Below are 24,590 nucleotides of genomic sequence, written 5' to 3' on the forward strand. Positions count from 1 at the left end.
GCTGCCCTCACCCGCCAGGGCGGTGCCGGCGATCAGCCGCGAAGCATCTCGGCGACGAGGAATGCCAGCTCGATGCTCTGCTGAGTGTTCAGTCTCGGGTCGCAGGCAGTTTCGTAGCGCCCGGCGAGGTCGAGATCAGAGATGTCCTGGGCTCCGCCGAGGCATTCGGTGACGTCGTCACCGGTCAGTTCGACGTGGATTCCGCCCGGATGGGTGCCGAGGCCGTTGTGCACCTCGAAGAAGCCCTGCACCTCGTCGACGATGCGGTCGAAATGCCGGGTCTTGTATCCGGTGGACGCCTCGTGCGTGTTGCCGTGCATCGGGTCGCACTGCCAGATCACCTGGTGTCCGGTGGCCTGCACCTTCTCGATGATGGCGGGCAAGATGTCGCGAACCTTGCCGTTGCCCATGCGCGAGATCAGCGTCAGGCGGCCCGGCTTGTTGGTCGGGTCGAGGCGCTCGACGTATTCGACGGCCATCTCGGGGGTCGTGGTGGGTCCGATCTTCAGCCCGATCGGGTTCGAGATCAGTTCGGCGAGCGCGATGTGCGCGCCGTCGAGCTGGCGAGTGCGGTCGCCGATCCACAGGAAGTGAGCCGACAGATCGTAGAGCTTGGGGTGATCGTCGGTGTTGTCGAGCCGCAGCATCGCGCGCTCGTAGTCGAGGACGAGTGCTTCGTGGCTCGCGAAGATCTGGGCGGTGTGCAGATTGGGGTCGGAGACGCCACAGGCATCCATGAACCGCAGGCCGCGGTCGATCTCCCCGGCCAGCGCCTCGTAGCGGGCTCCGGCGGGTGACTGCGCGACGAATTCACGGTTCCAGTCGTGTACCTTGTGCAGGTCGGCCATCCCGGCTCCGGTCAGTGCCCGAACCAGGTTCATGGCCGCACTCGCGTTGGCGTAAGCGCGCACCAGCCGTGACGGATCGTGGCCGCGCACGCTCTCGTCGGCCACCAGCGAGTTGATCATGTCGCCGCGGTAGGACTGCAGGCCGAGCGCATCGATGTTCGACGAGCGAGGCTTGGCGTACTGGCCGGCGATGCGCGCGACCTTGACCACCGGCATGCTCGCCCCGTACGTGAGTACGACGGCCATCTGCAGCAGCGTGCGAATGTTGCCCTTGATGTGCGGTTCGGTGTTGTCGACGAACGTCTCGGCGCAGTCGCCACCCTGAAGCAGAAACGCCTCGCCGCGGGCGACGGCAGCGAGCTTGTCCGACAGCGCCTCGACCTCACCTGCGACGGTGATCGGCGGAACGCTCTCGAGCACCTTGCGCATCTCGCCGGCCTGCTCGGGATCCCACTGCGGCTGCTGCGCAGCCGGCTTGGCCAACGCGTCGTCCAATCGAGTGCGCAGTGTCGGAGACAGCGGCGGCAGGTCGGGCAAGCGATCGATGGGTACGTCGACAGTCCAGTTCACCGCTACAGGATATTCGTACCGCCGTCACCGCAGGACAACGGGTGTTCAACCGCGGTACGAGTACTCCTCGATCGCCTGGAACTTGGCCAGATTGTGGCGCGCGTCGGCCAGGGCATCGTGGGCGTCGTCGGGCACCGCGGGAAGCGCGGGACTGCCGCGATCCTCCCAGTGCTGACGGAGCTCACGGGTGAATCGAGGCAGGGAACGCGGCAATTCGGTCATCGATCCCCACAGCTGGCAGAGCGCCACGTGGTCGTACGCCGCCACCCATGCCCATAATTCGACCTCGGCACCGTAGTGCGGAACGAGGAATTCGAGCAGTTCGTCGCGAATTCGGGATCGGCTCATCCACAACGGCGACGAGTACGGTGGCAGCTTGGGTAAGACGTTGCGCCGGACCCACCGGCCCGCCCGCTCGGGGTCGAACTCGGAGGACACCGCATAGAACTCGCGACCGTCCTCCGACACCACACCGATCGACACCAACTCGATTGTGCGACCATCCTCGATGAACTCTGTGTCGTAGAAGTAGCGCACGCGGCTCACCCTAGCGCGTGCCCCGGCACGTCCCCCACACACCGCAGAACCGAGCCGAACAAGCCCTGAAAGGGAACGTTGTGACTTCGTCCGACACCAACCGTCCGGTCGCCGAAGCGTCGGAGCCTGCCGGCCCGACGCGACGCCGGTGGCCGCGTTGGGCGGTGGCGTCGAGCAGGGTCGTCGTTGTCGTCGCGGCGGCGGTCGGTGTGCTCTTCCATCTCAACGGGTTTCCCGGGCTGCGAACGTTGGGTGAGCATTATCGACTGGATCTCGACGTCTACCGGCTCGGCGGAGAGGTGTTCGCTCGGGGCGGGGATCTGTACGGCCAGCTTCCTCCCATCGCGACCGGTACCACGTTGCCGTTCACGTATCCCCCGATTGCTGCCGCTCTGTTCAGCCCGCTCTCGAAGGTCTCGCTCTACGCCGCATCGATGACGGTGACGTCGTTGTCCATGCTCGCGTTGCTGGCGACCGTTGTGCTCACGCTGATCTCGTTGGGGGTTCGCCCTCGCACGCTCGTGTGGTGGAGTGCAGGCGCGGTGTTCGCGGTGTCCGTCCTCGTACTGGAGCCGGTCACGTCCACGTTGAACTACGGGCAGATCAACATTGTTCTGATGATGTTCGTCGCGCTCGACTGCTTGCCGAAGAAGACTCGGTGGCCTCGGGGTGTGCTGATCGGTCTGGTCGCCGCCGTCAAACTCACTCCCGCAGTTTTCGTCTTGTTCTTCTTGCTGCGCAAGGACTTTCGCGCTGCGGTGGTATCGGCACTGAGCTTCGCGATGTTCACGGCGATCGGGTTTGCGCTCACCTGGTCGGACTCGGTGAAGTACTGGACCGAGACGATCATCGATTCCGATCGGATCGGCGGACCGGGGTACCCGGCGAATCAGTCCATCACAGGTGTACTGGCCCGCCTCGGAATGGACGAGTTCCCCCGTTCCATTCTGTGGATCGCACTGTCGGTAGGGGTACTGCTCGTGGCGGGAATCGCGATGCGCAAAGCATTCGCCGCCGGTGAGATCGCCCTGGCGCTGACCGTGAACGCGATGTTCGGCCTGTTGGTCTCGCCGGTCTCCTGGTCACACCACTGGGTGTGGGCAATACCGTTCGCGATGGTGCTGGCCGCCGTCGGATACCGCCGTCGAAGCGCACTGCTACTCGCTCTGGTTGCCGTCGGACTGGCGATCATGGTGTACGCACCGCACTGGAAACTCGGTGAAGGTCGATGGAGTGGACTCGACTGGCCGCTGGTCGATCAGTTCGCCGCATCCGCCTACGTGTGGTGGGCGCTGGCCTCTGTGGTCGCCGTCGCGGCCGTGAACCTCTCGCCTCGGGTCACCCCGAAGGAAAGCGACACCGCGGTTCACTGACCGCAGTCGTCAGCTGGCCTTCGAGTCGGGGATACGGCGCGCGGACGGAGCCGAATCTTCGGGTGTCGCAACCTTCTTCAGCGAGGCCGCGTACACGTCGACGTACTCCTGACCCGAGAGCAGCATCAGGTCGTACATCACCTCGTCGGTGACGGCGCGCTCGACGAATCGGTTTCCTGCCATTCCCTCGAACCGGGAGAAGTCGATGGGCTTGCCGACGCGAATGGTGACCTTTGCCGGACGCCACAGGCGCGAACCGATCGGGTTCATCTTCTCGGTGCCGATCATGGCGACCGGCACCACCTGAACGCCGGTCTGCAATGCCAGGCGCGCCATTCCGGTCTTGCCCTTGTAGAGCCGGCCGTCGGGCGACCGGGTGCCTTCGGGGTAGATACCGAGCACCTTGCCGGCTTCGATCACGCGGGCACCGGCGTTCAGTGCGTCCTGCGCCGCGTCGGCTCCGGTGCGGTCGATGGGCACCTGACCCACCGCGGTGAAGAACCACTTCTGGAACGCACCCTTGAGACCCGAGCCGGTGAAGTACTCACTCTTGGCGAGGAAGGTGATGCGCCGCGGGGTCTTGAGCGGAAGATAGAACGAGTCGAGAACCGCTTTGTGGTTGCTGGCCAGGATCACCGGGCCGTGCGTCGGAATGTTCTCCGCACCCTCGATCGTGGGCCGACCCAGGGCAATGAGCAGGGGCCCCACGATGACGAATTTGAACAGCCAGTACCACATTGACGTGCTCCCTGATCATGGTCGGCAATCGATGGTGTGCCGGCTCGCGCGGAGCGAACCGACTGCGGCCGTGCGTTCTCGAACCGTGCCGCGTAGTGAACTGTACCCAGGGTTTATGACACCAGCCACATCGACGAGGAGGAGACGTGCGACATCACACGGGGTGGGTCCGAACCGTCATCGTGCGGTGGTGACGAACTGTGCTCGCGCGAGCTCGGCCGCACCGATCATCCCCGCGGCCTCGCCCAGTTCGGTGCTGCGAATCCGTGCCAGCGGGCGATGGCCCGCGCCGGTGACGAGCTCGGCGTACTTGTCCGTGGCACGAGCAAGGAACTGACTCGATGAAGTGGCCACACCGCCGGCCAACACGATCAGGTCGGGGTCGTACACATCGCTGACCATCGAGAGTCCGACGCCGAGCCAGTGTGCGAAATCCTCCATGGTGCGTCGGCCGATCGAGTCGCCGTCGTGCGCGGCGCTCGCGATCCGACGCCCGGTCAACGAGCCGGGATCGAGGAAGACCTCGCGCGCCAACCTCGTCGAGGACGACGGGTCTGCGGCCAACAACTCCACCGCCGTATCCACCAGTGCGGTACCGCTGCAATACCGTTCCCAGCACCCGCGTTTGCCGCAGGGACACGCTCGTCCGTCGGGCACCACCTGAATGTGACCGAGTTCGGGAGCCACCCCGTGGCTCCCTCGATAGATTCGGCCGTCGATCAGCAGCGCCGCACCGATTCCCGTTCCGATCGCCACCATCACCACGTTGCGGCCACCCGAAGCCGCTCCGAAACGGTATTCCGCCCACGCCGCGGAGTTGGCGTCGTGTTCGAGCAACACCGGTAGTCCGATGCGTTCGCTCATCTCGGTTGCGACCGGCGTGTCGACCCACGGCAGGTGCGGGGCGAACCGGACCGTCGTGCGGTCGGAATCGATGAAACCCGCCACGGCCAGACCGACGGCAGCGATGTCGTGTCGGCCGGCCAGCTCCTGCACGGCGCGGTCGAGACCACGCTCGAGTGCACGAGCAGTGTGGGGCGTGGGTGCTGCGGTCGAGTCGAGCACCTGACCGTCCGCGTCGACAACCGAGGCGCGCAGGCTCGTGCCGCCCACGTCGATCCCGACCGTCAATCGCTGATGATGACGCTTCATTCGTTCATGCCTTCCTCGGCCGTCCCCCCACGGCGATGGTCACTCCTTGACCCGAACGGTAATCGGTACGAACGCCGGTCGACGAACGGACGGCGCAGAGGTGTCCTCCGACACGTCCGCGGCGGCGTCGACCCGGTCGGCAGCGGACGCGGTCGACTCGGTGCCGGGCTCGCTGCTACCCCCAGCGGCGTGTTCGGTGCCCGGCGCGGTGTGGTCGATCAACAACTGACGCAGCAGTGCGACGACGACGGCCCCTTCCGAGGCAACGAGTTCGACGAGATCGTGCCGTTCACCGCGCACCAACGCCGCGAGCGCACACACCGGGCACCAGCTGCAGCCCTGCTGATCGCGGTCCTGCTGTGTCTCGGCAACTCGGCGCAGGATGGGCTCGAGACGTGTCAGGACGGTGTCGGCCAACGCCAGCAGGTCCGCGCCCAACTCCGAATGCCCGGCCGTCACAGCGTCTCTCCGCTCACAGCTCTTACGGTCATGGCTCGGCCGCTCACAGCGGCCACACATCGGGGTCGGGTCGGAAACGCACCACCAGGAACGGGCCGTCGAGTTCCGCAGAATCGGCGATACACCGACGCAACACCGACGCCAACGTGACGCGTCGCCGCCTACCGTCGGCACTCACTATCAAGTCGTCCTCCACTCGCCCCAGACCCAAGGTGGTCGAATCGACTACCGGCAGAAGCATTCTCATCGCGTACACGGATTCGAGTCCGCTCCCCGACTCGAGTTCGACCGACGGTCGACCGGCCGGGCTCGACGCACGTCGTTCGAGGGAGTGCGGTGCCAGGTGCTCGGCCACATCCTGCAAGGGGCCCAACCCTACCGGTTCCACTTCACAGTGCTCCACCTCCACGATCGGAACCGAGCCGACGCGTCGTCGGAGTTCGGCCACGGCGTCGAGCTGCGCGGCCCGCCATCGCTCGAACCAGAACACCGCAGGATGAGCTCCGACCAGACCGATCGACGAGGAATTGAGGGCCGGGAGCATCCGGTTCACCAGCAGTCGGTCGACGCGAACGCCGAACAGAGCCGCTGCGGAGAGCGTGCGTTCGGCGTCGACGATGGACAGGTGCTCGGGGTTCAGGACCACGGTTGCCCCGGTCCGGTCGGGATCGGTGATCAGCGCCCGGACCGATTCGATCTGTCCGAGGATCCGCTCGATCATGGCCACCACGAGCGTGAGCCGCACGTCGGTTCCGGTGCCGGCGACCATGCGATCGTGGCGCGGCCACACGCGCTCGAAATAGGACGAGACGGTGTCGGGCAGCTGCAGTGTTCGCAGCGCATCCCCCGATGCCGGAAGATCGACTATCACTGTGTCCCAACGACCTTCGTCGACGAGCCGGGACACCTCGTGCAATCCCAACAGCTCCTCGATACCCGGGAACCCCATCAGCTCCTCCGGCTCGATCGCGCCGAAACTCACGCCGTGTTCGTGGCCTGCCGAGGCCACCGACAGCATCGATCCCAGACCGCGGTACCGCTCTTCGAGCAGCCGCGAGGTATCGATCTCGACGACGTCCAGGTTCGGAGCAACCGCTCCGATGCCCGCGTCCTCGTCGGTGTCACCTTGTGCGCCGACGGCGTCGCGGAGCGAGTGCGCCTGGTCGAGGGAGGCGATCAGCACCTCTTGGCCCGAGGCCGCGAGCGCAAGACCCGACGCAGACGCCAGGGTGGTCTTCCCCGCGCCACCTTTGCCGATGAACAGCGATACCGTGGTGCGGGGTTCGGGGCGAGCGTCGGTCAGCCTTCGACCCGCTTCTTCAATTCCTTGAGCGCAGTGTCGGTGATGACCTTCTCTGCTTTGCGCTTGAACAGGCCGATCATCGGAATGTTCAGATCGACAGTGAGCTCGTACGTCACGTCGGTGCCGTTGCCGGTCTCACGCAGCGAGTACGACCCGTTCTGAGATTTCTGCATTTCGCCCGAGACGAGATTCCACGACACCGAATTGCCGTCCGCCGCCCAGTCGTACTCGAGTTCGTACGTGTCTTTCACCATTCCGGCGTCGAGCACGAACTTGACCCGCTTTCCCCGTCCGTCCGCACCGACTTCGAGGACCTCGACGGACTTCGCGGCGGACACCCACGTGGGATACGCGTCGAAATCGGCGATGACGTCCATGACCCGACTCGGTGGGGCTTCGACGACGATCGACCTCTGGGTTTTCTCCGCCATGACTACTGGTCCGCTTCCTCTCGGGTACTTCGATCCGCTTCGTTCGCTGCCTGCTGTGTAACCCGCGGCAGGCCTATCTCACACGATCGAACCGCCGACGCACAACGCGAACCGGCCGACCGTACCGCGCGGTTCATTCGGGAGCTGAACTCGACGCTACGTGGTGGGGTGCCTCGCCCGCTGACCTCCCGGCCTCGAGCTCCCGCTTCAGCTCGAAGGTCATGGCGCGGCCGGCCACCCGACGCGCATGCTGCTCGGTGGCCGACTCACTTGCTGAGGCCGGCTCGGCGTGCAGGAAGTAGTGGACGATCACGCCGTCGAGTACGGGCTCGAGCCACAGCTCCATCGTTCCGACGACGCCGCCGCGGACCGACCACCGAATGCCCTTCTCGCCGCGATCCTCGGTCACGGTCAGCGACAGGTCCGGCCACCACCGCCGCCACCGCTCCGGCGAGACGAACGCCTGCGCCACCGCCGCACCGGGCGCTGCCACGAATGTCTGATCCGCAACTTGAATACTGCTCATCGTCAGAGCTTCACATATCGGGTCCGAGACCAGGACCGCCGAGGCACATTCGGGACCGCGCGCCCTGGGTCTAGAGTATCTGTGAAGCCGAGCTATCGACTTTCTCCAACCCGTTCGATCCGGAGGTAATCCCGTGCGCGAGTTCACTGTTTCCGCCGAGTACGACATCGCGGACACCGACTCCGCTGTCGACAGCGTCTTCGCCCGCGCTCGGACGTCGCCGGATGCCGTGGTGTTCCGTCGGCTCGACGACGGCCGATGGACCGATGTCGGTGCCGCAGAATTCGAGCGACTGGTCGTCGACGTGGCCAGGGGCCTCGTCGCGGCAGGTATCGAGCAGGGCGATCGCGTCGCGCTCATGTCGTCCACGCGATTCGAGTGGTCGGTCATCGACTACGCGATCTGGGCCGCGGGCGGAGTGACCGTGCCGATCTACGAGACGTCGTCGGCGGGCCAGGTCGAGTGGATTCTCGAAGACGCCGAGCCGGTTCTGTTGGTCCTCGAGAACGACGCGCACGTACGGGAGACAGAAGCCGTCGTAGCTGCGGCGCCGTCGGTACGTCGAACGTTCGTGATCGACAACGCTTCCGGCACGGGCGCAGTGCAGGCTCTGATCGACAACGGCGCGGACGTCTCCGAAGACGTTGTGCACGAACGAGTCTCGACACTTCGCTCGTCCGATCCGGCCACGTTGATCTACACCTCGGGCACTACCGGCCGCCCCAAAGGTGTGCAATTGACGCATGCGAACCTCCTTGCGGAATCTCGCGGCATTCGCCAGACGTCGTTGAAAGCTCTTCTGACACAGGGCCGCAGTACGTTGATGTTCCTTCCGATGGCGCACGTCCTCGCTCGCGCGGTGAGTATCGCGTCGTTCGATGCCGGAGTCACCCTCGGCCACACCAACGACATTCCCAACCTGGTCGCGACCTTCGGGACATTTCGACCGGACTTCATTCTGTCCGTGCCGCGCGTGTTCGAGAAGGTCTTCAACACTGCGAAGCAGAAGGCACACAGCGACGGCAAGGGCAAGATCTTCGATCTCGCGACCGAGTGCGCAGTGGCGTGGAGCCAGGCGCAGGATTCCGGTGGCCCGTCGATCGTGTTGCGCGCCAAGCATTTCGTGTTCGACAAGCTGGTCTATGCGAAGCTGCGGACCGCTCTCGGCGGCAAGTGCGAACTTGCCATCTCGGGCGGCGCACCACTGGGAGCGCGACTCGGCCACTTCTACCGCGGCATCGGCGTGACCATCTACGAGGGCTACGGCCTGACCGAAACCACTGCGGCGTTCGCGGTGAACACCATCGGATTCCAACGTGTGGGCAGCGTCGGACGCCCGCTACCCGGGAACACCGTCCGCATCGCCGGCGACGGTGAGATCCAACTACGCGGACCCGTTGTGTTCGACGGATATTGGCGAAACGAGAAGGCGACCGCGGAATCCCTCGACGACGGGTGGTTCCGCACCGGCGATCTCGGATCCGTCGACGAGGAGGGATACATCACGATCTCCGGCCGCAAGAAGGAACTGATCGTCACCGCCGGCGGCAAGAACGTCTCCCCCGCGGGCCTCGAAGATCACCTTCGTGCCGGAGCACTGATCAGTCAGGCCGTGGTGGTCGGTGACCAGAAGCCCTTCATCGGTGCCCTCATCACCCTCGATCCGGATGCGTTCGACAAGTGGAAGTCCGCACACGGCAAGGACTCCGACGCCACCGCAGCGGATCTGCAGGCCGACCCCGATCTCGTCGCCGAGATCGACGCCGCCGTCGCCGACGCCAACAAGTCGGTCTCGCACGCGGAATCCATCAAGAAGTACCGCCTGCTCCCCCACGACTTCTCGGAGGAGAGCGGCGAATTGACGCCGACGATGAAGCTCAAGCGCAATGTCATCACCAAGGCGTACGCCGACGAGATCGAGGCGATCTACGCGAGGTGACACGCGTGGCGTGAGCCGTGGTGCGAGCGGCCCGCCCGGTCAGATCAGTGACCGCAGTTTCTCCGTCAGCACGTCCCAGCGCCATTCCGCGTCGACCCATGCCCGACCGGCGTTGCCCATCTGCGTCGCCAGTGTTCGATCGGACAGGATCGTCACGATCGCGTCGGCGATGGACGACACCGAAGTCCCGTCGACGACGAGCCCGGTCTTGTTGTGCTGCACAGCTTCCGGAGCGCCTCCCGACATCCCGGCAACCACCGGAACGCCACAGGCCGACGCCTCGAGGTAGACGATTCCGAGCCCCTCGACGTCGAGGCCCGCGCCTCGGGTGCGGCTCGGCATCGCGAACACGTCGGCGATCGTGTGATGGGCAGCCAGTTCCGCAGACGGCACCGTCCCGGTGAACACCACGTGCTGCTCCATCCCGGTGGAGCGAACGAGTTCGCGCAACGTGTTCTCGTACGGACCGCCGCCGACGATCACCAGAACCGCCCCGTCCACCGCGCGCCGGATCTCCGGTAGCGCCCGGATCAGGAAGTCCTGGCCCTTGCGCGGCACCAGCCGCGACAGACACAGAACCGTCGGTCGGTCACCGAGGCCGTACCGAGCACGTAGCTCCGTCCTCGCGGCATCGTCGGGCACGAAGCGATCGGTGTCGACCCCCGGCGGCAGATGCTCGAGTGCCGCCGACGCCCCGAACGCCGAGCTGAATCGGCTCCGCGTGTACTTGCTCACGTAGGTCACCACATCGGTGTTCTCTCCGATGGTGCGCAGCGTCGCGCGACCACCGGGCACCATCGACCACCCCACCTCGTGGCCGTGTGTGCTCGCCACGATGCGATCCGCCCCGGCTTTGCGCAGGTGTGACGACATCACCGCCAACGGGGCCGCGGCACCGAACCACACCGAGTCGCACCCTCGGGTCTTCACGATGCGCGCTGCGCGGCGAGCCACCAACGGAGTCGGCAGCATCAACGTGGTCGGATGCCTGATGACTTCGAAGGGTTGTTTCGCATCGAACTTCACGTGCGAATCACCACGCCACCGCGGCGCGTAGACCACGAGCTCGTCGGCGGGCAACTGCGAGGCGAAGCTGTGCAAGTAGGACTGGATTCCGCCCGGCCGGGGCGGAAAGTCGTTCGTCACCAGAAGAGTCCGACGCATGACGACAACCGTAGCGCTCCCGATCGGACAGCTCGTGTCGACGACGCGCACGTCCGGGTCAGCGTGACCGAGCGGCCACCCAGTTGCCCCACTCCGCGACGAACCGAGTTCGGCCCGGACTCAGGACCGAGGTGATCGCTGCGTCGACGACTCCGTCCGACCCGGGTCCGGACGCCAGCGCCTCGTAGAACCTGCGCAACGTGGACTCGCCGTACCGGTCGGCCACGAACGCGAAGACCGACCAGGCGGACTCGTAGGCTACGTTGGAGCGGGTGCCGCCTGCACCGAAATCCTCGTCTTTCGGCAACACGGTCGGCGGGCCACCGGCAGCCACGATCGATGCCAGAGTAGGTGCCAGCTGCCGGAAGTCGGCACCGGAACTGCGATACCCGGAGTAGTCGGCGAAACCCTCCGCCACCCACAACGCGGTGCCTTCCGCCGTCTTCGCCCGCGCCGCCACATGCGTCAACTCGTGCCGAAGCACCGAACGAAGAGTGAACGGAGTCAGCCGCGACGCGGCATCGGGACCGAACACCACGCGCTGACCCGTCGGACGCGACCCGCCGGCCACGGCGTCGGACACGGTCACTGCGGCCACGTCCGTCGAGGGCGAGGACCCCGTCGATTCGTCGAACTCCTCGGCCGTCGAACTGACGAACACCAGTCCGTCCCGGGCCCAGTCGGCTCCCCAGAAGTCGGTGACCGCAGCGGTCGCCGCGGGCAGCTCGGCGGCCACATCTGCCACGAACTGCTCACGGTCGGGATGTCCCAACACCACCGACGTGCCGGATGCAGTGGCGACCGAGCGCACCGTCACGGGCCCGAAATCCCACGGACCACGCCAGGTGTGGCGACGGTAGGTCGGCAAGTCGGCGTCGTCGACCAGTCGCCACTGGCCGTCGCGTTCGGCGACCACCAGCGAAACCGGCCGGCGGGTCGGCGAGGCATCCGGGCCCTGCACGGCATACCGCAGGTACACCGGTGGAGCCCACACATCGGTGGCATCCAGCTGCTCGGCAATCGACGACGGCACGGGGGTCTCGGGTTCGTCACCGATCTCGTAGTCGAAGTCCGAGAAAGGAACCGTCGGAACGACAGTCGCCCGGCGAACCTGCGCATCCACGAACGTCGGATCCGCGAGGGGGTCGAGCAACCCACGCAGCGCCGATTCGTCGCCGGAACGGAGGGCAGCCGCCCAGCGCTCGAGCAGCTCGGTCACTTCGGCGCGGCGCTGCTCGTCGTAGGTCGGCGGATTCTGCGAGGCCGACGGATCGGACGAAGTCGATGCGCTCGATGTCGCCAATCCCGATGCAGGACCGTCGTGACGATGAACCAACAGCAGCGTCGACGCCACTGCCAGAACGACCAGGACTGCCGCCCATCGCGCCCGCCCCGACGCGGTGAGCGCGTGGACAACGGACGGCCGTTCCGTACCGCTCATTCAGGCGTCAGTCGTCGTTCGCGGCACAGTCAGTATCGACGGGCCCCGTAGAACGGGAACGACGCCATCGACTGGACCTTCACCGGTACCCCGAAGGTGGAGGCATGCAGAACGTTGCCGTTACCGGCGTAGATACCGACGTGTGATGCGTCCGGGTAGAACAGAACGACGTCTCCCGGCTGCAGATCCTTCTGATCGACGGGAGTTCCGCCGGCAGCTTGAGCCTGACTCGACCGCGGCAACGTCTTTCCGACCTGCTTGTAGGCCCAGACGACCAACCCGGAGCAGTCGAAACCGTCGGGGCCGGTCGCTCCCCAGACGTACGGCTTGCCGATCTGTGTGAGACCGGCTTGCAATGCGCTGGAACCGGAGCCCGGCGTCAGGTTCTTCAGAATCGTGGAGGGGTCGAAACCTTCAGGGAGCGCCGATCCCGCGAGGGCCAGCTGCTCGGACGAGGAAAGCGCGCTGTACGCGGCCATGACTTCGGCGATCTGGCCCTGAAGTTCACTTTGCTTCGCCTGCAGATCGTCGCTGACCGCTTTGGCCTGCTCGGCGGCGACTCTGGCCTGTTCTGCGGCGGTCGCGGCGGCCTGCTCTGCCGCGGATGCATCCGCGCTGGCCTGCTGGAACCGAGCTACCTGGCCGGCTGTCTCGGCGGAGATGACATCGAGGGCCGACATTTGGTCGAGCAACTGTTGCGGGGAGTCGCTGACCATGACCGCGAACAACCGGTTGGTGCGAGCGCCCTGGTAGTTGACATTGGCCACCTTGTCCATGGCGGGTTTGAGCTGCGCCAGCTGCGACTGGGCGGCGTCGAGCGCCGCCCGACTGGCATCGACGGCGGTCTGCGCATCGAGCTGCTCGCGAGCCCGAGCGTCGAGATCGATCTGCGCGTTGTGCAGCGACTCGTTGGTCTGTTCCGACTCCCGGGACAGCTCCGCCAGCTTCGCCTGCGCGTCGGAAGCCGAGCCGAACCCCGGATCGGCACTCGCCGTCGTGATCGGCACCACCATGATGCACGCGGCCGCAACGGCTGTGGTCACCGAGCTACCTACTAGTCGTAGAACTCGGGTGGTTCTCGATATCGCCACGGAAAGCGACTCTCCGTCCTGACATATGCCATTCCAGCTGGAGTGGCGGTTGGAAAAAGTGACCGGAACCGAACGATACCCATGCTCAGCTGGGCGCGGACGTGAACACGGTCCGAAATCGACGCAGTCTGCACGTGACAGATCACAAACCAAACGTCGGAGAGGTCTCGATCAGATTACGAACTGGACGCTCTGCTGTCCACCGTACCGGCGTGTCGCCCGGAAACCGTCCTTGGAAACGACAACAGGGCCGAACCGTCGAAACGGATCGACCCTGTCGGTCGGTACACAACTCCGGTCGGAGCGCTCGGCTCAGTAGCGTCGAGCACCGTCGAACGGCATGGAGTCCACGGGAGCAACCTTGACCGGCACGCCGGACGTGGATGCGTGCACGACGTTGCCGTCGCCGATGTACATACCCGAGTGCGAGCCGCCGTAGAACGAGACGACGTCGCCGGGCATCAGGCTGTCACGCGAGACCGGGGTGCCCGCGGCTGCCTGGTCGTAGCTCGTACGGGGCAGGCTGACGCCGGCCTGCTTGTAGGCCCACTGGATCAGACCCGAGCAGTCGAACGAATCCGGACCCGATGCGCCGTACACGTACGGAGCGCCGATCTTGGACTCCGCCGCCTGGACGGCCTTGGCAGCCGGGGTGACCTGCGGGGCAAGAAGCGCACCCGGAGCGGGCATGCCCGGAATGTTGAGGGGAGGGAGACCCGGGATGTCAGGAATCTCGAAGGTTCCGACGCCGGGGATGGTGACTGGGGCCGCCATTGCCGGTGCAGCGGGGAGAATCACCACGCCTGCCGTGAGCGCTCCGGCTACGAGAGCTCGCCGCAATGTTCGGTTGGAAAGTTGTGACGCCACGAAAGATGGTGCTCCGTTTCTTCCACTCGTCCGCCGACCGAGTTAGCTGACGGGTTCGGGCTGGGAAGAGCAGCCCTACCCACCGGCCACCATCGGTGACTCGGCGGGATTCACCCCAGTAAATATCGGGTTCCCGGTACGAACACTCTCGCGAGTGATCGATTAGGCGGTGACCTGCGACGCCACTCCGGTTTGGACTGGCAAGACTCCGCAAGGTCTCAGGAAGGTTACGAAATGGCATACCCCTGTGTCGACCCCAACGCGCCGAACGGACCGAATTCGGCCGTGTTCTCGCTACCCGGCGCGTTGATCGCCCGGTGTGTCACGAGTCGATAACAGGGGAACATCCGCGGTGCCGTCGTCGTTCACGACGAGCTTGAGTGCGGGCACCATACCGACCTCGGCGAGCACTCCCATGGCACCGAGTTCTTCCTGCTCGAGGGTGATACGAGACGGTGAACCGACCCATTGCCCATCCGATCTCGCGGGCATCCCGGGAGCCCCCAGAAGCACCGTCACAACGCAGTCGGCGCAGGCGATGTCACGAACCAGGCAGTCACTGCAGTCGATGATCATTGTGATCCTTGTCTCTTTGTCGCGTCGGACGGTGTAATCGGCCGATCGAACGAAAGGTAGCGCCAGCCACCGACAGGTTCCGCGACTCGACAATCGGCACCGACCGACACGATGCCCTCCGACGCCGTGTTCGGCGTTCTTGTCGGAGGTCGGCCCTAACGTCGTCGCAGTGAGCCTGCCGATCCAGCTGACGTTCGACGAACTCGACACCCCGCTTCACGCCACCACGTTCGTCGTCGTCGACCTCGAAACCACTGGTGGCAGCGCTGACACGGAGGCGATCACCGAAATCGGGGCAGTCAAGGTCAGAGGCGGCGAGATCATCGGCGAATTCGCTACCCTCGTCGACCCGGGCAGATCGATCCCGCCCTACATCGTCGAGTTGACCGGCATCACGACGGCGATGCTTATCGGGGCTCCCCGCATCGAACGCGTTCTCCCCGGCTTTCTCGAGTTCGCTCGCGGATCGGTACTGGTGGCACACAACGCCGGGTTCGACACGGGATTTCTCAAGGCCGCAGCGAGTCGACTCGACATCGCCTGGCCCCGCTTCCAGGTGCTCTGCACGGTCAAACTCGCCCGGCGAGTGCTCACGCGCGACGAGGCACCCTCGGTGAAACTGTCCGCCCTGTCGACGTTGTTCAGATCCAGCACTCGGCCGACTCACCGAGCATTGGACGACGCGCGTGCCACGGTGGACGTGTTGCACGGCCTGATCGAACGAGTGGGCAACCAAGGCGTACACAGTTACGCGGAACTGGTCGACTACCTCCCTGCGGTGTCGGCGGGGCAACGAGCCAAACGCGGCCTGGCCGCACACCTGCCCGATACACCCGGCGTCTACCTCTTCCGAGGACCGTCGGACGAGGTCCTGTACGTAGGGACCTCGAACAACCTCAAGCGTCGGGTGCGCAACTACTTCACCGGTTCCGAGACACGTGGGCGAATGAAGGAGATGGTCTCGCTCGCCACTCGCGTGGACCACGTCGAATGTGCGCACGCACTCGAGGCAGGAGTCCGCGAATTACGGCTGCTCTCGGCTCACGTCCCGCCTTACAACCGCCGATCGAAGTTTCCCCGCAAAGGGTGGTGGGTCACCCTCACCGACGAAGCGTTTCCGCGTCTGTCGATCGTGCGCACTCCCGCACCCAACAGCCTCGGACCGTTCGCTGTTCGGGCGGACGCGGCGGAGGCCTCCGCACTCGCCGCAGAATTCTGTCGACTTCGTACATGCACCCGCCGGTTGGGCCGCGCGGTTCGACACGGTGACGAGTGCACCGCGACGGACGTCGGTGGCTGCCCAGCGGCGTTCTCCGGGCCCCTGACGGCCGAGGAGTACTCGGGTGCCCCGGCGAAATTTCTGGCGTTCGTGTGTGGACACGACGACGAGCTGCTGTTCGCGATGCGACGCCGCGTCGCCGAACTCGCGGACCGTGAACTGTTCGAGACAGCCGCGCGTCTCCGCGATCGAATCGCGGTGACGGTGAACGTGCTCCGCAGGATGCACCGGGCGGCCGCCGTTGCGGCCATCGCCGAGCTCGTGGCGGCCAGGCGGACGGCCGACGGTGGTTGGGAGCTGATGGTGGTGCGCTTCGGCCGATTGGCCGGGGCAGCCGTCGCGCCGAGAGGGGTGCACCCGATGCCCGTCGTCGATGCGATCACGGCGTCGGCCGAGACGGTGATGCCCGATGCGACGCCACTTGGCGGTGCGCCGCCGGAAGAGGTGAGCCTGATCGCGTCGTGGCTCCACACGGACGGAGTGCGCATCGTTCGCACCAGCAGTGGCTACTGCAGCCCTGCTCGGTCTGCGGGTTCGTGGGAGGAGTGGTGTCGAACGGCCCGAGAAGCAACGCGGCAGGAGTGGAGTCCGCGGAACGACCGATGAAGCGAGAGTGGAGTCGGCCGAGCAACTAGTGTTGTCTCGGTTGGGTCGAGCTCGCGTCGTGTGTGAGCCCGGAGATGCGTGAGGAGCACAGATGATCAATGCCATCGTCTTGATCGACGCCGAGGCCGATCTGATTCCGGAGACGGCGCAGGCCGTTGCCGATGTGGACGGTGTGTCGGAGGTGTATTCGTGCGCCGGCGACGTCGATCTGATTGCCATCGTCAAGGTGCGTGATCATGCGTCGATAGCCGAGGTCATCACGAAGCACATCAATCGTGTTCGTGGTGTTCGCAGTACGACGACTCACATTGCGTTTCAGTCGTATTCGAGTGCCGACGTCGATGCAGGATTCTCGATCGGCGAGTAGTTCGGTGTGATTCAGTCGGCCAGCGCGGTGGTGCAGCGTGCCCAGTCGGCAAGCAGGCGGGCCGCGGAACCGTTGTCGACAACCGTTGCCGCAGTTGCCAATCCGGCTTCGATTTGCTCGTGCAGGTTTCCCGAGACTCCTCGATGCGCGGCCATGGCCGCGGCGGCGTTGAGTAGCACGGCGTCACGGACGGGTCCGAGTTCGCCTGCGAACACGCGATGTGCCACTGCTGCATTGAATTTCGCGTCCCCGCCTCGGAGGGCCTCGATGGGCGCCCGAGCGATTCCGTAATCGGCCGGGTCGATCGAGTCGACGGTGACGGTCCCGTCGGACACCACGTGCACGGTGGTCGTGGTGGACAGGGTGATTTCGTCGAGCCCGTCGTCACCACGGACGACGAGAACCGAACTACCGCGTCGAGCGAACACGCCGGCGACGACGGGCACCAGATTCTCGAATGCGCAGCCGATCAGTCCGGCGCGTGGGCGGCCCGGGTTGGTCAAGGGGCCCAGCACATTGAAGATCGTCGGAATGCCGATCTCCTTGCGCGCCGGACCGGAGAACCGAAGTGCGGGGTGGTGGATCGGCGCGAAGCAGAACCCGATCCCAACCTGCTCGACGCTCGACGCCACCCCGGCGGGCCCCAGGGTGACCCGCACGCCCAGCGCCTCGAGCACATCGGTCGTACCACTCTTGGACGACGCTGCACGGTTACCGTGTTTGACGACGCGTATTCCGCTGGCAGCGACGACGATCGCGGCCATCGTGGAGATGTTCACCGTGTCCGCACCATCGCCGCCGGTTCCGACGACGTCCACCGCGTCACGGTCGGTCTCGACCAGAAATGCGTGCGAGAGCATGGAGTCGGCGAGACCTTCCAGTTCCGCGGGAGTGGGGCCTTTCATCTTCAGTGCCACCCCGAAGGCAGCGATCTGAGCGGCTGTGGCGTTGTCGGACATGATCTCGTCCATCACCCAGCCGGTATCGGCGCTCGACAGGTCGGCGTGCGTGGTCAACGCTCCGAGGATTCGACGCCACGTTCGCGGCTGCTCGTCACTGGTCCCTGCGGTCATGGTGGATGTGCCGTGCCCTTCTGCTGTCGATGCGCGCGGTGCGGTGGAAGCTTAGTCAGACGTGTCGGCGGGTGAGGCGGGCTGCAGCGCATCCCACCCCAGTACCGCTCCCCCACGCCGTTGCGCGAGACCCGCCATGCGAGACCTCTCTTGCGAACAGTGCAACGCGTCGAGCACCTGTACCCGCTGCAGGACCAGAGCGACACCGTCATCGACTTGCGGCCGATACCCGGTGTCGTCCGGTAGTTCGACCTGCGGACCGACCTCGTACGCATCCTGCGCCGCGACGGCTGCCGCATCGTCGACTTCGTGCGCGGGCAGCACGAGGTGATGCCGCAACAGCACCTCGGAGGACTCGATCCACGTGGGTTCTGTGTTCGCCGCCTCGTCGAGAACGGCGGAGCACGCCCGCGCGTCGTCGAAGCAGCTCGCCACTACCACCAGATCTTCGCGCGTGGGGTCCAGACGTTCCGCGGTCGACCGCGAGAACAACCGCCGAAACCACCCACCTGCACTGCTCTTTGCCATGAGGCCAGCCTTGCACGACTGGACCCTACCGGCCCGTACAGGCCCTTCCACCAGCGCGGGAACAAGGGCGCGCTCAAAATCGTTCCTCCGCGACGCGCCAAGACCGGACCCGGATATGCCTTCCGTACTACGACGGGTCATACTTCTTTCTGTGACGAGCGCTGTAGGGACTCAAGGATCGGCAATCACCCAACGCGTGCACTCGCTGAACCGTCCCAATATGGTCAGCGTCGGCACGATCGTGTGGCTGTCGAGTGAACTCATGTTCTTCGCCGGGCTGTTTGCGATGTACTTCGTCGCACGCGCGCAGGCGAATGGAAACTGGCCGCCGGAGCCGACCGAGCTGAACCTCGGGCTGGCTGTTCCGGTGACGGCCGTGCTGATCGCTTCTTCGTTCACCTGCCAGCTGGGCGTGTTCGCTGCCGAGCGTGGCGACGTGTTCGGGCTTCGTCGGTGGTACATCGTCACCCTGGCAATGGGCGCGTTCTTCGTCGCCGGTCAGGGATACGAGTACTACCACCTGGTCCACGAGGGCACGACGCTCTCGAGCAGCGTGTACGGCTCGGTCTTCTACATCACGACCGGCTTCCACGGTTTGCACGTGATCGGCGGACTCATCGCCTTCGTCTTCCTGATCACCAGAACCCTGGTCAGCAAGTTCACGCCCGCGCAGGCCACCGCCGCCATCGTCGTTTCGTATTACTGGCACTTCGTCGACATCGTCTGGATTGCCCTCTTCGCGACGATCTACTTCATCCGCTAGTGACAGTCAGCAAGCCACAGATATCGAGCGAACGGATTCAGCCCCCGACGTTCGGCCCGTCCCGACACGACAAGGGATAGAAGATGAGTACATCTCCCCCAGCAGCAACCGACGACACTTCGGCCTCGAAGGCGCGACGCAAGCGTAAGACGCGTCGACGCGTCACCGGTGCACTCGTTCTGATGATGGGCCTTCTGAGCGCGGGTTTCCTCGCGTCGGCCCTGACGCCTACACCCCAGGTTGCAACAGCCGATACCGATTCGGCGGCGCTGATCCGCGAAGGCAAGCAGCTCTACGACACGTCGTGCGTGACGTGCCACGGTGCCAATTTGCAGGGTGTTCAGGATCGCGGACCGAGCCTCATCGGTGTCGGTGAAGCTGCCGTCTACTTCCAGGTGTCGAGTGGCCGTATGCCGGCTGTTCGCAACGAGGCACAGGCACTGCGCAAGCCGCCGAAGTTCGACGACAAGCAGATCGACGCGCTCGGTGCTTACATCCAGGCCAACGGCGGCGGCCCGACGGTCATTCTCGACGAGAACGGTGAGGTGGCGCAGGAGTCGCTTCGCGGCGACGACATCGCCCGAGGCAGCGAGCTGTTCCGCTTGAACTGCGCGTCCTGCCACAACTTCACCGGCCAGGGCGGCGCACTGTCGTCGGGCAAGTTCGCGCCGGACCTCGGGCCTGCCAACGAGCAGGAGATCTACACCGCGATGGTCACCGGTCCGCAGAACATGCCCAAGTTCTCCGACCGTCAGCTGACGATCGAGGAGAAGTCGGACATCATCGCCTACGTCAAGTCGGCCCAGGAAACCAAGGCCGCAGGCGGCTGGGGTCTCGGTGGCTTCGGTCCCGGTACCGAGATGATCGCCCTGTGGGTTGTCGGAATCGCCGCTGTCGTCGGCGCAACATTGTGGATCGGAGCTAGATCATGAGCGACGGCGATTCCGGCCGTAAGGACGCCGACAACACCGACGGCACCAATGCCGGGGGTGTGAATCCCGACAAGAAGTACACCGACGAGGAGTTGGCAGCGCTCAGCCGGGACGAGTTGGTCGAACTCGGCACCAATCTCGACGGTGTGGATGTCGCATTCCGTCGTAATCGCTGGGCTGTGGAAGGTACTCGCGCCGAGAAGCGCGCAGAGCGCAGCGTGGCGATCTGGTTTGCCATCGCCGGCCTGTCGGCAGTCGCGTTCATCGGCGTCTACCTCTTCTGGCCTTGGCAGTACGCGGGCATCGGTGACGACAACTACAACCTGTACTCGCTGTACACGCCGCTGATCGGCGGAACGATGGGTCTTGCGATCCTCGCCGTCGGCGTCGGTGCCGTGCAGTTCACCAAGAAGTTCATTCCCGAAGAGGTCTCCATCCAGGACCGCCACGACGGAAGCTCGTCGGAAACGGACCGCAGGACGCTGGTCGCCGAGCTGGGCGATTCGCTCGACACGTCGACCATCGGACGACGCAAGGTCATCAAGCGTTCGCTTCTGTTCGGCGGCGGCGCTCTCGGCGTCATGGCACTGCTCCCCCTCGGCGGCCTCATCAAGAATCCGTGGGCCAAGGGCGAAGATTCTCCGTTGTGGGTATCCGGCTGGACGCCTCGCTACGATGGAGAGACGATCTACCTCCGACGAGACACCGGGCGACCGGAAGATGTTGTTCTCGTACGGCCCGAGGACTTGGACGCTGGTGCCATGGAAACTGTCTTCCCGTTCCGCGAGGCGGACCGCGAGAGCGAGCACGACCTGCTCATGTCACTCCGCGGTATTCGTAACGCAGTCATGCTCATCCGTTTGCGTCCCGACGACGCAAGCACGGTCATCAAGCGCAAGGGCCAGGAGAGCTACAACTACGGCGATTACTACGCCTACTCCAAGATCTGCACGCACCTGGGTTGCCCGACATCGTTGTTCGAGCAGCAGACCAACCGCATTCTCTGCCCTTGCCATCAGTCGCAGTTCAACGCGCTCGAGTACGGCAAGCCGATCTTCGGACCGGCTGCGCGCGCGCTGCCTCAGCTTCCCATCACAGTCAACGAGGAGGGTTACCTAGTGGCACAGCACGACTTCCACGAAGCACTGGGTCCCGCCTTCTGGGAACGTCGACCGGAGCGTGATTCATGAGTCCTTCACTGCAAACCCTCGCCGCCAAGCAGGCGGACGACGTAGACAGTCGTTACCACTTGGCACCAGGTTTGCGCCGCCAGATCAACAAGGTGTTCCCCACCCACTGGTCGTTCCTGCTCGGTGAGATCGCGCTGTACAGCTTCGTGATCCTGCTGATCTCCGGCGTCTTCCTCACCCTGTTCTTCGATCCTTCGCTCAGCGAGGTCGTCTACCAGGGCGCGTACACCCCGCTGAACGGCGTGACCATGTCACGTGCCTACGCGACAGCACTCGACATCTCGTTCGAGGTGCGCGGCGGTCTGTTCATGCGCCAGATCCACCACTGGGCAGCACTGATGTTCGCCGCGTCGATCATCGTGCACATGATGCGCATCTTCTTCACCGGTGCGTTCCGTCGTCCCCGTGAGGCCAACTGGGTCATCGGCTGCCTGCTGCTGATCCTGGCGATGTTCGAGGGCTTCTTCGGATACTCGCTCCCCGACGATCTGCTCTCGGGCACCGGCCTCCGCGCCGCGTTCTCCGGAATCACGATGAGCATCCCGATCGTCGGCACCTGGATGCACTGGTTGATCTTCGACGGGGACTTCCCCGGCACGATCATCATTCCTCGCCTGTACGTGGCGCACGTGCTGCTGCTACCGGCCATCATCCTGGCGCTGATCGCAGCTCACCTGGCTTTGGTCTGGTACCAGAAGCACACGCAGTTCCCCGGACCCGGTCGTACGGAAACCAACGTCGTCGGCGTTCGTATCCTCCCGGTCTTCGCCGTCAAGTCCGGCGCGTTCTTCGCCGTGACGTTCGGCGTGATCGCCGCCATGGGCGGACTGCTGCAGATCAACCCGATCTGGGCGCTCGGTCCGTACAACCCGTCTCAGGTGTCCGCAGGTTCGCAGCCCGACTTCTACATGATGTGGACCGACGGCCTGGCGCGTCTGTGGCCGGCATGGGACATCTACATCGCTGGTCGCTACACGATTCCTGCAGTCTTCTGGGTGGCCGTGATCATGGGCCTCGTCTTCACCGTGATGATTGCCTACCCGTGGATCGAGAAGCGTCTCACCGGAGACAACGCACACCACAACCTGCTGCAGCGTCCCCGCGACGTGCCGGTCCGTACTGCAATCGGCGCAATGTCCATCGCCTTCTACGTCGTTCTGACGCTCTCGTGCGTCAACGACCTGATCGCGTACAAGTTCGACATCTCGCTCAATGCGATGACGTGGATCGGTCGAATCGGAGTGCTCATTGCTCCGCCGATCGCATACTTCGTCGCGTACCGGTTCTGCATCGGCCTACAGCGCAGCGACCGGGCAGTTCTCGAGCACGGCATCGAAACCGGAATCATCAAGCGACTCCCGCACGGCCAGTACGTGGAAATCCACCAGCCGCTCGGACCGGTCGACGATCACGGTCACCCGATCCCGCTCGATTACCAGGGTGCAGCGGTCCCCAAGAAGATGAACAAGCTCGGTTCTGCCGGCAAGCCCGGCTCGGGTTCACTGTTCACCCCGGACCCCGTTGCGCAGAGCAAGGCCCTCGAGGATGCACTCCACAAGGGCGAGCACGAGCAGCTGGCAATGCTTCGCAACTACCAGGCGGGCATTCTGGGCAATGGCCACTCGAACGGCAACGGTCACGCCAACGGCAACGGCCATACGAACGGCAACGGTCACGCCAACGGCAACGGTCATTCCAATGGCCACGCCAACGGCAACGGCCATGCCAACGGGCACGAAGACACCTCGATTTCTTCGGGTCGTCAGGACAGCGATCGCGATCACTGAGTCCTGACAACGCATTCCGATGAAGGGCGGCACCGGCAACGGTGCCGCTCTTCTTCGTGTGGTGGCGGTACTACCCGATCGACACATGTCCGGAGACGATCCGGCTGGATCTCCATCGGTCCGCGGGAGTCCTGTGAACGGAGGCCGCAACTCTCACAGGCTCCACTCCCCTCCCCCGCCCGAGGACTGCCGATTCAGAGCGCGGTAAATGCTCGACTCGGAGCCGGCACTCACCTGCTGGTAGCCCGCAGACCCATCGGTGACGAGCATCGGCCCGGTCGGTCTCGACCGGTATTAGTATCGGTGTATGGTCCGTATCCCACTCAGTCCCGGTGAACTCGCGCGTGGTGCTCGCTTGGGCACAGCTTTGCGCCGTTTCCGGGGTAGCCGGACCATGACCGAGGTTTCCGACGCCGCCGGCATCTCCGTCGAAACGCTCAGAAAAATCGAGACCGGGCGTATCGCAACCCCGGCATTCTTTACCGTCGCCGCACTGTGCACTGCGTTGGAGATCTCACTCGATGCACTGCTCGAATCCACGGCGGATGCGTCGTCGACCCTGCGGGAGGCAGACGCGTCCTGACTGGTTCGGATCCGCGCCGTGGTCTTCCGGGACGTTCATGCGTTCCAGTCCATGACGAAAGACCGGGGTGCGGCCGGTCTCTCACCGACCCGCAGTAGGTAGGCGTGGTGCTTCTCAGTCGATCGGCGAGACCCTGATGAGGTTGCCGTCGGGGTCCGCGATCACGAAAGTGCGGCCGAAGACGGCGTCGTGTGGCTTCTGCACTACGGCAACTCCTTTCGCGACCCAATCGGTGAATATGTCGTCGACTGCTTCCGAGGGGCCGGGCACCATGAGTCCGATCTCGCTCATGCGGGGTGTGCTCGGTACAGAGTGCTCGGCGTAGCCCGTCCACAACGCGTATCGGTGTACACCCTCACGTGATGGTCCCCGTACAACCTCATATGTAGGTGCTCGGCGAGTCCTGTCGTAACTCGCCCACGACAAGGGCCACCCTTCGAATCGTCTACCGCCAAAGTTGACGAACC

Annotated in this window: 25 protein-coding genes and 1 riboswitch; of the genes, 9 read left to right on the forward strand and 16 right to left on the reverse strand. The window is 64.8% G+C overall.

Annotation, left to right across the window (positions count from 1 at the left end):
* Window positions 1-32: 32 nt before the first annotated feature.
* Entirely contained in the window at window positions 33-1,418 is a 1,386-nt protein-coding gene (locus J1M81_RS13025) for a class II 3-deoxy-7-phosphoheptulonate synthase (protein ID WP_027497364.1), read from the reverse strand.
* A gap of 45 nt (window positions 1,419-1,463) precedes the next feature.
* The gene (locus J1M81_RS13030) at window positions 1,464-1,955 is read right to left on the reverse strand and encodes a polyadenylate-specific 3'-exoribonuclease AS (protein WP_032399970.1); all 492 of its coding nucleotides are present in this window, start codon (window positions 1,953-1,955) and stop codon (window positions 1,464-1,466) included.
* Window positions 1,956-2,035: 80 nt separating this feature from the next.
* Here J1M81_RS13030 and J1M81_RS13035 point away from each other — a divergent pair, with 80 nt between their 5' ends.
* Complete coding sequence (locus J1M81_RS13035; RefSeq protein WP_206498154.1) at window positions 2,036-3,328, forward strand: glycosyltransferase 87 family protein; 1,293 nt, start codon at window positions 2,036-2,038, stop codon at window positions 3,326-3,328.
* Window positions 3,329-3,337: 9 nt separating this feature from the next.
* Here the strand turns inward: J1M81_RS13035 and J1M81_RS13040 are convergent, their stop codons facing one another.
* The 6 genes from J1M81_RS13040 to J1M81_RS13065 all read right to left on the reverse strand — a co-directional run bounded on the left by J1M81_RS13040 (window position 3,338) and on the right by J1M81_RS13065 (window position 7,937).
* Window positions 3,338-4,066 carry a 1-acyl-sn-glycerol-3-phosphate acyltransferase gene (locus tag J1M81_RS13040; RefSeq protein WP_032399969.1) on the reverse strand — a complete coding sequence of 243 codons (729 nt, stop codon included), beginning with the start codon at window positions 4,064-4,066 and terminating at the stop codon, window positions 3,338-3,340.
* 177 nt (window positions 4,067-4,243) lie between these two features.
* Entirely contained in the window at window positions 4,244-5,218 is a 975-nt protein-coding gene (locus J1M81_RS13045) for an ROK family protein (RefSeq protein WP_027497367.1), read from the reverse strand.
* 39 nt (window positions 5,219-5,257) lie between these two features.
* The gene (locus tag J1M81_RS13050) at window positions 5,258-5,677 is read right to left on the reverse strand and encodes a hypothetical protein (protein ID WP_032368110.1); all 420 of its coding nucleotides are present in this window, start codon (window positions 5,675-5,677) and stop codon (window positions 5,258-5,260) included.
* A 43-nt stretch (window positions 5,678-5,720) separates the two neighbouring features.
* A complete protein-coding gene (locus J1M81_RS13055; RefSeq protein WP_308051276.1) occupies window positions 5,721-7,001 on the reverse strand; it encodes an ArsA family ATPase in 1,281 nt (426 codons plus the stop codon).
* Entirely contained in the window at window positions 6,977-7,411 is a 435-nt protein-coding gene (locus J1M81_RS13060; RefSeq protein ID WP_027497370.1) for an SRPBCC family protein, read from the reverse strand. The genes J1M81_RS13055 and J1M81_RS13060 overlap by 25 nt, the downstream gene beginning before the upstream one ends.
* Window positions 7,412-7,544: 133 nt before the next feature.
* Window positions 7,545-7,937, reverse strand: a complete 393-nt coding sequence (locus tag J1M81_RS13065) for a polyketide cyclase / dehydrase and lipid transport (protein WP_032370298.1) — start codon at window positions 7,935-7,937, stop codon at window positions 7,545-7,547.
* A 133-nt stretch (window positions 7,938-8,070) separates the two neighbouring features.
* On the opposite strand from J1M81_RS13065, the gene J1M81_RS13070 reads away from it, so the two are divergent.
* On the forward strand, window positions 8,071-9,876 hold the full coding sequence (locus J1M81_RS13070; protein WP_032370297.1) for a long-chain fatty acid--CoA ligase: 1,806 nt from the start codon (window positions 8,071-8,073) through the stop codon (window positions 9,874-9,876).
* A 39-nt stretch (window positions 9,877-9,915) separates the two neighbouring features.
* Here J1M81_RS13070 and J1M81_RS13075 read toward each other — a convergent pair whose 3' ends face one another.
* The 5 genes from J1M81_RS13075 to J1M81_RS13095 form a co-directional block, all read right to left on the reverse strand.
* Entirely contained in the window at window positions 9,916-11,040 is a 1,125-nt protein-coding gene (locus J1M81_RS13075; RefSeq protein WP_027497373.1) for a glycosyltransferase family 4 protein, read from the reverse strand.
* A 58-nt stretch (window positions 11,041-11,098) separates the two neighbouring features.
* Window positions 11,099-12,481 carry a hypothetical protein gene (locus J1M81_RS13080; RefSeq protein WP_206498155.1) on the reverse strand — a complete coding sequence of 461 codons (1,383 nt, stop codon included), beginning with the start codon at window positions 12,479-12,481 and terminating at the stop codon, window positions 11,099-11,101.
* A gap of 29 nt (window positions 12,482-12,510) precedes the next feature.
* On the reverse strand, window positions 12,511-13,494 hold the full coding sequence (locus J1M81_RS13085) for an NlpC/P60 family protein (protein ID WP_080729233.1): 984 nt from the start codon (window positions 13,492-13,494) through the stop codon (window positions 12,511-12,513).
* A gap of 390 nt (window positions 13,495-13,884) precedes the next feature.
* Window positions 13,885-14,439, reverse strand: coding sequence for a C40 family peptidase (locus J1M81_RS13090; protein ID WP_063216721.1), 555 nt, complete (start codon window positions 14,437-14,439; stop codon window positions 13,885-13,887).
* An 18-nt stretch (window positions 14,440-14,457) separates the two neighbouring features.
* Window positions 14,458-14,618: riboswitch (cyclic di-AMP (ydaO/yuaA leader) on the reverse strand.
* A 115-nt stretch (window positions 14,619-14,733) separates the two neighbouring features.
* Window positions 14,734-15,015: a hypothetical protein gene (locus J1M81_RS13095; protein WP_027497376.1), complete on the reverse strand. Its 282-nt coding sequence runs from the start codon at window positions 15,013-15,015 to the stop codon at window positions 14,734-14,736.
* A 169-nt stretch (window positions 15,016-15,184) separates the two neighbouring features.
* On the opposite strand from J1M81_RS13095, the gene J1M81_RS13100 reads away from it, so the two are divergent.
* Together J1M81_RS13100 and J1M81_RS13105 are read left to right on the forward strand one after the other, a co-directional pair.
* Window positions 15,185-16,900, forward strand: coding sequence for a DEDD exonuclease domain-containing protein (locus J1M81_RS13100; protein ID WP_206498156.1), 1,716 nt, complete (start codon window positions 15,185-15,187; stop codon window positions 16,898-16,900).
* 91 nt (window positions 16,901-16,991) lie between these two features.
* A complete protein-coding gene (locus J1M81_RS13105; RefSeq protein WP_032370294.1) occupies window positions 16,992-17,267 on the forward strand; it encodes an Lrp/AsnC family transcriptional regulator in 276 nt (91 codons plus the stop codon).
* A gap of 11 nt (window positions 17,268-17,278) precedes the next feature.
* Here the strand turns inward: J1M81_RS13105 and trpD are convergent, their stop codons facing one another.
* Together trpD and J1M81_RS13115 are read right to left on the reverse strand one after the other, a co-directional pair.
* Window positions 17,279-18,340 (reverse strand): anthranilate phosphoribosyltransferase, encoded by a 1,062-nt coding sequence (trpD, locus tag J1M81_RS13110; protein WP_032374364.1) that lies wholly within the window; start codon window positions 18,338-18,340, stop codon window positions 17,279-17,281.
* A 51-nt stretch (window positions 18,341-18,391) separates the two neighbouring features.
* Complete coding sequence (locus J1M81_RS13115; RefSeq protein ID WP_032370292.1) at window positions 18,392-18,868, reverse strand: hypothetical protein; 477 nt, start codon at window positions 18,866-18,868, stop codon at window positions 18,392-18,394.
* A gap of 151 nt (window positions 18,869-19,019) precedes the next feature.
* Here J1M81_RS13115 and J1M81_RS13120 point away from each other — a divergent pair, with 151 nt between their 5' ends.
* From J1M81_RS13120 to J1M81_RS13140, 5 genes are all read left to right on the forward strand, one after another.
* The gene (locus J1M81_RS13120; protein WP_027497380.1) at window positions 19,020-19,631 is read left to right on the forward strand and encodes a heme-copper oxidase subunit III; all 612 of its coding nucleotides are present in this window, start codon (window positions 19,020-19,022) and stop codon (window positions 19,629-19,631) included.
* An 83-nt stretch (window positions 19,632-19,714) separates the two neighbouring features.
* On the forward strand, window positions 19,715-20,563 hold the full coding sequence (locus tag J1M81_RS13125; RefSeq protein WP_027497381.1) for a c-type cytochrome: 849 nt from the start codon (window positions 19,715-19,717) through the stop codon (window positions 20,561-20,563).
* Window positions 20,560-21,753, forward strand: a complete 1,194-nt coding sequence (locus J1M81_RS13130) for a ubiquinol-cytochrome c reductase iron-sulfur subunit (protein WP_241258025.1) — start codon at window positions 20,560-20,562, stop codon at window positions 21,751-21,753. Before J1M81_RS13125 ends, J1M81_RS13130 begins: the two co-directional genes overlap by 4 nt.
* Complete coding sequence (locus tag J1M81_RS13135; protein WP_032368115.1) at window positions 21,750-23,540, forward strand: cytochrome bc complex cytochrome b subunit; 1,791 nt, start codon at window positions 21,750-21,752, stop codon at window positions 23,538-23,540. Before J1M81_RS13130 ends, J1M81_RS13135 begins: the two co-directional genes overlap by 4 nt.
* A gap of 307 nt (window positions 23,541-23,847) precedes the next feature.
* Window positions 23,848-24,123: a helix-turn-helix domain-containing protein gene (locus J1M81_RS13140; protein ID WP_032368116.1), complete on the forward strand. Its 276-nt coding sequence runs from the start codon at window positions 23,848-23,850 to the stop codon at window positions 24,121-24,123.
* Window positions 24,124-24,237: 114 nt separating this feature from the next.
* Here J1M81_RS13140 and J1M81_RS13145 read toward each other — a convergent pair whose 3' ends face one another.
* Complete coding sequence (locus J1M81_RS13145) at window positions 24,238-24,414, reverse strand: VOC family protein (RefSeq protein WP_241258027.1); 177 nt, start codon at window positions 24,412-24,414, stop codon at window positions 24,238-24,240.
* Window positions 24,415-24,590 lie beyond the last annotated feature (176 nt).

It is taken from the genome of Rhodococcus sp. KRD175, from assembly GCF_017168275.1.
GTDB lineage: Bacteria > Actinomycetota > Actinomycetes > Mycobacteriales > Mycobacteriaceae > Rhodococcoides > Rhodococcoides fascians.